Below are 4880 nucleotides of genomic sequence, written 5' to 3' on the forward strand. Positions count from 1 at the left end.
CGCGGCACGTCTGGCCGGTGCGAGCACGACGGCGAAGCTGGCGGTGACGCTGTGGTGAGCCACGAATCGCGGAACAGCCCGCCCCACGCCCTGCGCCTGCGCCCTGGCCCGGTGCAGCCTGATGCAGGAGGAGGAAGGTCCCGGGCAGTGAGCGGAAAACTCCGGATGACGGGTGTGAAGAAGGCCCCGAGCGTCCAGCGGGGCCTCAAGGAGATACACGGCGGGAGATGGGGCGAACCGGTCGCACCGGCCAGGGCCCGCACTCCAGGGCACCGCGAGCGCTCATGCTCCGACGGNNGAGATCGGAGGCCGCGTCGGCGTCCGGACGCTCGCCCCACCCGTGATCGGTGTCGTCCGGGGACCGCTGGTCCAGCGGGTCGTCGAAGATCAGCGCGGCCTTCGGCCGACGCGGCGCGGGGGTCGGCTCCGCAGCGGGATCGGGGGCGGTGCTCATGCCTCAAGAGTACGGTCCGTACGGTCCGCGGCAGACCCGGCCGTCCCGGCTCGACGCGGGTGGTGCGGCGTTCCCGTCCCGGCGGGGAAACCCGGTTCCGCCCCGGCGGGGAAACCCCTGACATCCCCGTGCCCCGCCCGGGGCAGACTGGCCCTCATGAGAGTGGACGCTGTGACGGACGTCCCAGGTGTGCGGGTGGGTCATGCGACGCTCAGGGGCGACGGCCGGCTCACCGGCACGACGGTCGTGCTCGCGCCGGAGGGCGGCGCCGTCGCCGCCGTGGAGGTGCGCGGCGGCGGCCCCGGCACCAAGGAGACCGACGCCCTCGCTCCGCGCAACCTGGTGCAAACGGTGGAGGCGGTCGTCCTGACCGGCGGCAGCGCCTACGGGCTGGATGCCGCCTCGGGGGTGATGGCCTGGCTGGAGGAGCAGGGACGCGGGGTGCGGGTCGGACCGGACCCCTCGCACGTGGTACCGGTGGTGCCCGCCGCCTGCGTGTTCGACCTGGGCCGCGGCGGTGACTTCCGGGCCCGGCCGGACGCGGCCACCGGGCGTGCCGCGGTCGAGGCCGCGGCGGCGAGCGAGTGGGGCGCCCCCGTGCCCGAGGGCTGCGTGGGCGCGGGGACCGGAGCGGTCGTGGGGTCGCTCAAGGGCGGGGTCGGCACGGCGAGCACGGTGCTCGACTCGGGCATCACGGTGGCGGCGCTGGTGGTGGCCAACGCGGTGGGCTCGGCGGTGGATCCGGAAACGGGGGTGCTGTACGGGGAGCTGTTCCAGGGGCCGGTGGAGTACCCCGACCCACGGGTGCACGAGGCCGCGCGCCGGCGTCTCGCCGAGGCCGCCGAGCGGAACGCGCCGTCCCCGCTGCTGAACACCACGCTCGCGGTGGTCGTCACCGACGCGGACCTGTCCAAGGCGCAGGCGCAGAAGCTTGCCGACTCGGCGCACGACGGCATCGCGCGCGCCGTACGGCCCTCGCACCTGCTCAACGACGGCGACACGGTGTTCGCCCTGGCCACCGGGGCGCGTCCGCTCGCCTCCGGCTCCCCTCTCGCCCTGAACGAGATCCTCGCCGCGGGCGCGGACCAGGTCACCCGTGCGATCGTCCGCGCGGTACGGGCCGCCAGGACGGTGGACGGACCGGGCGGGACATGGCCGGCGTACGAGGAGCTGTACGGAGCACGCTGAACCGGCCCGGCCCCGCCGCGGGCGGGGGCCTGCCGCGGGAGGCACGGCCTGCCCGCCGGCGCCTGCCGGGCAGCTGATTTTCACCGGGCGCCGGGCGGGCCGCACGGGAACTTTTCTCGCGTCCGGGGCGTTTTCCCGGCGTACGTTTTCTCGGTTCCCGGGCGCGATGTCCGACCGAGGGGCTACGGTATGCACCCACAAGGTGACATGCAGCAACGCCGGGAGAAGCCTTGAGCGTTCCGTACGGAACAACTGCGTACGAACCCCATGAGTCGCCCGAGTCTCCGGAGGAGCACCTTGCACGGCTCCTCGGGCGCGCCCTGAACTCCTTCGAGCTGCCCGACGAGACGATACGACGGCTGGACGGCGCGCTGGCATACGACGGTTCGCTGCACTCGGCGCACCACAGTGCCGGGCTGCACCGCGAGACCTACCGGCACACCTGGCTGCTCGCCGACGGCTCGGCGCTCACCCTCTGGGAACTGGTGCACAACGCCGCGCCGAGCGGTGAGACGCAGCACGAGGTGTACCTCGACGAGGAGGAGCTGGGCGCCGCCACCGCCCGGCTGCCGCTTCCGCCGGACGCGCCGCACCTGGAGCTGCCGACGCTGGTGCAGCTCGCGCCGATGCCCGAGACACGGCACACCTACATCCCGGACGGCTCGCCCGACCACGCACGCCGGCTGTTACGGCGTGCGGAGAACGCCGACCGGCCCGGCGCGGACATCGCCTCCCTGCTGGCGACGGCGTCGGGGCACCACATCACCCAGGCCTTCGGGCACCCCTGCCGGACGGGGCGGCCGGGGCTGTGCTTCTCGCTCTACGAGCACGCGTTCCTGCTGAGCAACGGTGCGGAGATCTCCCTGTGGGAGGTCGAGCACACGGCGACCCCGGACGGACGCCACATGTGCGAGGTGTACGCGACGGAGGACGCGGCCCGCAGCGCGATGGAACGGCGGGCGGCGCAGGTGTCGTAGGCGCCGATGTCGCCGCTGTCGCAGAGGTGCCGCGGCGGCAGGTCCCGCCCGTACGGGGACGGGCGGTTCAGGGGGGTGTGTTCAGGGGGTGTTGTTCAGGGGGTGTCGCTCAGTCGGCGCATCAGGCCCGCGAAGGCGTCCTGCTCCGCCGGGGTCAGTTCGACGAACTCGCGGCGGGGAGCGGCCCCGGACTGTGCGGGAAGGCCCGCCGGGCGCCGGGCGGGATGCGGGTGAGCGGTCTCGAGACGGAGGCTGCGTCGGATCTGCGCCATGCCGATGATGGCGGCGAAGGTCAGCGCGGCGGGCAGGACCACGCCGAACCACATCAGAAGGGAGACGTGCTCAGGCATGTCTCCCAGTAGACACCACGATCCGGGGCCTCCACCCCGGATCGTGACGCATCTCGCATGTGCTGTGAACAACTCATAGCGCCCCAAAAGGACAAGGGGGCAAGGGGCCGAGGAAGGCCAAGGGGGCGGGGGTGTGTCCCCCGTCACGCGGCGACCGGCTGTTCCCGGTCGGCCGGTGCGTTCCGCTCCCCCGTGTCCGCCTCCCGGGCCGCCGCGTCCGGCGCCGGCCTGCGCAGCGTCTTGAGGACGACCACCAGGGCCGCCGTGACGCACACGCCCGCCGCGATGGCGACCAGGTAGAGGAAGGGGTTGCCGATGAGCGGGACCACGAAGACACCGCCGTGCGGGGCGCGCAGCGTGGCGCCGAAGGCCATCGACAGGGCACCGGTGACCGCGCCGCCCGCCATCGACGCCGGGATGACCCGCAGGGGGTCGGCCGCCGCGAACGGGATGGCTCCCTCGGAGATGAAGGAGGCGCCCAGGACCCAGGCGGCCTTGCCGTTCTCCCGTTCGGTCCGGTTGAACAGGGTGCCGCGCACGGTTGTGGCCAGGGCCATCGCCAGCGGCGGCACCATGCCGGCCGCCATCACCGCGGCCATGATCCTCATCGCGGAGTCGCTGGGGTCGGAGACCGCGATGCCGGCGGTGGCGAAGGTGTAGGCGACCTTGTTGACCGGGCCGCCGAGGTCGAAGCACATCATCAGGCCGAGCAGCGCGCCGAGCAGGACGGCGTTGGTGCCGGAGAGGCCGTTGAGCCAGTCGGTCATGCCCTTCTGCGCGGTGGCGATGGGCTTGCCGATGACCACGAACATCAGGAACCCGACCACCGCCGAGGAGATCAGCGGGATCACCACCACCGGCATGATCCCGCGCAGGGCCGCGGGGATGCGTGCCCTCTGGACCGCCATCACCACACCGCCGGCGATCAGACCGGCCGCCAGGCCGCCGAGGAAGCCCGCGTTGACGGTGAGGGCGATCGAGCCGCCGACGAAGCCGGGCACCAGGCCGGGGCGGTCCGCCATGCCGTAGGCGATGTAGCCGGCCAGGACCGGGACGAGGAAGGCGAAGGCCACGCCGCCGATCTGGAAGAGCAGGGCGGCCCAGCTGTCGGCCTGGGTCCACACGAAGTGCTCGGTCACCGGCGGCGCCTTGTCGATGTCGTAGCCGCCGATCGCGAAGCCGAGGGCGATCAGCAGACCGCCCGCCGCGACGAACGGCACCATGTAGCTGACGCCCGACATCAGCCATTTCCGCAGCCTGGTGCCGTAGCCCTCGCCCGCCTCGCCGGCCCGCTCGACCGGAGTGGCGCCGGGCGCCGCCGCGGTCGCCTCTCCGCGGGCGGCCTTCTCCCGGACCTCGGCGATCAGTTCGGCGGCCCGGCTGATGCCCGCCTTCACCCCGACGTCGACGGTCGGCTTTCCGGCGAAGCGGTCCTTGTCCCGTACGGGGACGTCGTGCGCGAAGATGACGCCGTCCGCCGCCGCGATCACCGCCGGGTCGAGCCGGGTGAAGCCGGCCGAGCCCTGGGGCTCGACGGCGATCTCGACGCCCGCCTCGCGGGCGGCGTTCTCCAGCGACTCGGCCGCCATGTAGGTGTGGGCGATGCCGGTGGGGCAGGAGGTGACGGCGACGATCCGGAACGGACGGCCGCCGGAGCGCTCACCGGCCTCGCCCTCGGTCGTGCCGCCCGCCGTGGCACCGGAGGAGGCCGCCTCCGGTGCCACGGCGGTGTCTGCGGGGGCACCCTCGGCCCGCGTGCCCGAAGTGTCCTGTGCGGAGGCGTCCGCGGTGTCCGCCGCGGAGCCCTCGTCCTGCGCCCGGCCCCCAAAGACCGGGGCCTCGCCTGCCGACGCCCCGGAGGCCGCAGCCTCGGGCGCCGAAGTCCCGGAAGCCGGGCCCTCGGTCGCCGGG

The 4880-nt window shown here is 73.7% G+C and carries 4 protein-coding genes; 2 read left to right on the forward strand and 2 right to left on the reverse strand.

Annotated features, from left to right (window positions below):
• Nucleotides 1-610: 610 nt before the first annotated feature.
• Nucleotides 611-1642, forward strand: coding sequence for a P1 family peptidase (locus CCN35_RS22725; protein ID WP_067396236.1), 1032 nt, complete (start codon nt 611-613; stop codon nt 1640-1642).
• A 230-nt stretch (nt 1643-1872) separates the two neighbouring features.
• Nucleotides 1873-2619 carry a DUF6227 family protein gene (locus tag CCN35_RS22730; protein WP_067396233.1) on the forward strand — a complete coding sequence of 249 codons (747 nt, stop codon included), beginning with the start codon at nt 1873-1875 and terminating at the stop codon, nt 2617-2619.
• Between the two features lie 95 nt (nt 2620-2714).
• Here CCN35_RS22730 and CCN35_RS22735 read toward each other — a convergent pair whose 3' ends face one another.
• Nucleotides 2715-2969, reverse strand: a complete 255-nt coding sequence (locus CCN35_RS22735; RefSeq protein WP_067396230.1) for a hypothetical protein — start codon at nt 2967-2969, stop codon at nt 2715-2717.
• Between the two features lie 143 nt (nt 2970-3112).
• Nucleotides 3113-4880, reverse strand: a 1768-nt coding sequence (locus CCN35_RS22740; RefSeq protein ID WP_169721385.1) for a PTS fructose transporter subunit IIC, incomplete at its 5' end; no start/stop codon positions are given.

The organism is Streptomyces thermovulgaris, from assembly GCF_002155915.1.
Classification (GTDB): Bacteria; Actinomycetota; Actinomycetes; order Streptomycetales; family Streptomycetaceae; genus Streptomyces; species Streptomyces thermovulgaris.

Bases quoted from the DNA above. Each gene is read 5' to 3' on its own strand.
- CCN35_RS22725 (WP_067396236.1), top strand. From the start codon at position 611: ATGAGAGTGGACGCTGTGACGGACGTCCCAGGTGTGCGGGTGGGTCAT.
- CCN35_RS22735 (WP_067396230.1), bottom strand. From the start codon at position 2,969: ATGCCTGAGCACGTCTCCCTTCTGATGTGGTTCGGCGTGGTCCTGCCC.